At 76.2% G+C, this 3353-nt stretch carries 2 protein-coding genes and 1 pseudogene; all 3 read right to left on the bottom strand.

The features are described 5' to 3' along the window. A pseudogene (locus LCE31_RS38090) lies at nucleotides 1–365 on the bottom strand (hypothetical protein); the annotation flags it as partial. 7 nt (nucleotides 366–372) lie between these two features. Beyond that, nucleotides 373–1392, bottom strand: a complete 1020-nt coding sequence (locus tag LCE31_RS38085) for an AAA family ATPase (RefSeq protein WP_225022738.1) — start codon at nucleotides 1390–1392, stop codon at nucleotides 373–375. 109 nt (nucleotides 1393–1501) lie between these two features. Then, nucleotides 1502–3238: a VMAP-C domain-containing protein gene (locus LCE31_RS41040; protein ID WP_225022737.1), complete on the bottom strand. Its 1737-nt coding sequence runs from the start codon at nucleotides 3236–3238 to the stop codon at nucleotides 1502–1504. Nucleotides 3239–3353 lie beyond the last annotated feature (115 nt).

The raw sequence follows: 3353 nt of genomic DNA, 5'->3' as shown, positions 1-3353 counted from the left end.
GCCACACGGTGGCCGGGGTCCTGGGGGGTGCCGTTCACGGGCGCAGTGTTCCCGTCGTCCGGCGGATCTGTCACGTCCTTCGGGCCCTTTTCGCCCGCTCGTGTCCCGCCCTCGTCCGGCTGCGGCGCCCCGTCCCCCCCTCCCGGGCCCGGGGCGGCGGGGGGGGGGGCCGCGCGCCCGAGCGCGTCGCACAGCTGGCGCGCGTCCGGGTCCAGGCCGGACTGGCGCAGCCAGGCGACGAACCCGGGCAGCGCGACGCGGCGCCCCCCGCCCGCCGCCGCGGCCCGCGGGTCCTGCCGGCCCGTGGGGTCCGCGGCCGGTGCGTCGCGGGCGGGGCCGCCGTCCTCGGCGGGTACACCGGGCATCAGCGCGTCACCTCGGCCGGTCGAGCCGCTGGATCAGCAGGTCGGCCAGGCGCTCGCGGCTCTGCGGCGCCGCGATGCCGGTGAGGTAGACGGCGTTGAGCAGCTGGTCGGTGGCGATCTGCTGGCGCTGGGAGCGCTCGAAGAACTGCGAGATGAGGTCGCTGCCCGCGCGCGCGGCGTCCTCGCCGAGGTGCGCGGTGACGAAGGTGGAAAGGCGCTGGTGGTCGGGGCGGCCGAGTTCCAGGTGGATGCAGCGGCGCAGCAGCGGGGCGGGGAAGTCCCGCTCGCCGTTGCTGGTCAGGACGACGAAGGGGAAGGCGCGGCACTGCACCCGGCCGCCCTTGACGGTGACCTTCCGGCCGTCGTGCGTGAGGACCTGCGCCTCGCCGTCCGGCAGCCGGTCGGCGATGCGCTCCAGCTCGGGGATGGCGAACTCGCCCTCCTCCAGCACGTTCAGCAGGTCGTTGGGCAGGTCGATGTCGCTCTTGTCGAGTTCGTCGATGAGCAGGACGCGCGGTGTCTCGGACGGCAGCAGCGCGGTGCCGAGCGGGCCGAGCCTGATGTAGCTACCGATGTCGGCGGTCGGGTCGGCGCCCGGCGCCGCCAGGTGGGAGGCCACCTGGACGTCCTGGAGCCGGGCGATGGCGTCGTAGTGGTAGAGGCCGTCGACGAGGCGGGTGCGGCTGACGATGGGCCAGCGCAGGACGCGGCCGAGGCCGAGTTCCGCGGCGACGGAGTGCGCCAGGGTGCTCTTGCCCGCCCCCGGGCTGCCGGTGACGAGCAGCGGGCGCCGCAGGTAGAGCGCCGCGTTGATCATCTCCAGTTCCTCGGCGCCCGGCCGGTGCAGCTCGGCCCGGTGCCGGTGCACGCCGAGGCGCCGGTCGGCCGACTCGTCGCCGTCCGTCTCGTCCGACGCGGCGTCGCGCCCCGTGAAGTCCCGCCACGGCGGCGGCGGTGGCAGCCGGGTGATCCCCTCGTGCGGTTCGCCCGCGCCGCGGTAGATGAGCCACTCGCTGGTTTCGCTCATAGCGTGTTCCTCGTGGTCGTCGCTCGGCCGTCCGGTCTCGTGTGGCACAGGGCGTGGTGCGCGGCGCTCCCCCGGGCCCGGGCGGCGGGGAGAGGTCCGGTCGTGCCGCTCACGGCGCGTTCAGCAGCAGGCCGGGGCCGGGCAGCGGATGGCGCGGGTCGTCGTAGAACAGCGCCACCCGGTCCGACCAGTACGCCTCGGTCCTCTTGTCCCACACGCCCTTGCGCAACTCGTGGATTTTACCCGGCAACTGGCTCGCCGTGCGGGCCTCGGTCACGACGCGCGCGGCCCGGCGGTGGAGGTCCGCGCAGAGCGCCTCCGGGCCCGTACCGGGTGAGCGGCGCAGCAGCAGCACCCGGTACCCGGTGCGGGTGAGGCGGGCGAAGCCCTCGGCGGCCTCCGCCTCCGGCCGCTGTGCGTAGTGGCACAGGAGGGGCACCGTCTCGTGGGACAGCGAGCGCAGCCGCTCCTCCACCTCGACGGGTACCCAGTCGCCGTCCTGGCAGTCCACGTCCTCGGTGCGCATGCCCACCGTGTGCAGGTGGTCCCAGCGGGCCTGTTCGTCGGTCTCGCCGTCCGGCGCCTCGGGGTCGAGGCAGCGCACCACCACGGGCCGCTGCACGCCCAGCGGCGGGCCGCCGGGCACCAGGCTCCAGCGCTCCACGTCGAGCCCCAGCTCGGCCTGGGCGAGGGCGACCTGGAGCACGGCGGGCTCGTCCGGCTCGTCGCTCTGGCGGAACGCCTCGGTCAGCGGGCCCGCCAGAGCGGCCGTCAGATCGCGCAGGGCGGTGCCCGTCCCGTCGCCTATGGCGTCCACCTCGCCGTTGAAGTGGGCGACGCCGACCCGCCAGTCGTAGGTGTCGCGCTCCCAGCCGCGGGGTTCGAGTTCCAGCAGGACGCCGGCGCGCTCGCCAGGCCTCGGCCGCTCGCCGTACACCGGCTCGGTGCGCCGCTGTTCGCGGTCGGTGCGCTCGCGGCTCTCGGCCCACAGCTGCCGCAGCTCGCCGCGGAACGAGCGGGTCAGCCGGTCCCTGGCGAGTTCGCGCACCCACTGCCACAGCTCGTACTCGGCGCGCGGGGTGTCCTGCGTGGTGTACGGGCGCTCGGCGGCGACGGCGCTCATGCAGTAGCGGAGCACGAGTTCGAGGTCGGCCGGGCCGCCGTGCGTCTCGCGCAGCTCGCCGAGGCCGTCGCGCCAGCTGCGCGGCGCGGGCACGGGCTGGGGGCCGCGGCCCCCGCGCCTGCCCTCGGCGCGGCCGATCAGGTCGAGCAGGCCCGCCGTGCTGACGGGCGGCGGCAGTTCGGCGAGCAGGCCGAGCAGTTCGGCGCGCTGGGCGGGGCCGAGCACCCGCCCCGCGCTCTTCTCCAGCCGGGTCTGCACGTCCGTCCAGCTGTCCTCGGGCCCCGGGTGGTGGTGGCGGTCGCGGTGGTAGCGGTCGTGCGCGTGGCACACGGCCTGATACGTGTCGTGGGCCTCGTCGCGCAGCAGGCCGGGCGGTCCTGGCAGGGTCCGCAGCGCCTCGGTCCCCACGGCCGTCCCGCCGCTGCCGCCGACGGTGCGCGACTTGATCACCCCGATCACCTGGCCGCGCCGCGGGTCGACGACGGGGCCGCCCGACATGCCTTCCGTCAGGACGTCGTCGCCGAGGCGGATCTGCGAGCCGACCATGCCGAGGTCGTGGCCGCGTGCGCTGACGACGAGTTCGAGCTCTCCGTCGACCTCGGTCCAGCCCGCCCAGATGACCTTGCCGCCGTCGAAGCGCTTGGAGACGCGCTCCGCCAGATAGGCGCAGGGGTGTTCGGTGGGGCTGTCGAGGCGGATCAGAGCGAGGTCGGGCGGGGGCACGCGGCGGCCCGGGGCCGGGGGCCCGCTCTCCCCTTCCGGGAGCCCCCGGGGGGGGGGGGGGGCCCCCCCCCGGGCGCCCCCCCCCCCCGGGGGCGCGCCCCCCCCCGCCCCCGGG

It is taken from the genome of Streptomyces sp. 8L, assembly GCF_020176795.1.
In the GTDB taxonomy this organism is placed as follows: domain Bacteria; phylum Actinomycetota; class Actinomycetes; order Streptomycetales; family Streptomycetaceae; genus Streptomyces.
This window is presented reverse-complemented; position numbering and strand designations above follow the sequence as displayed.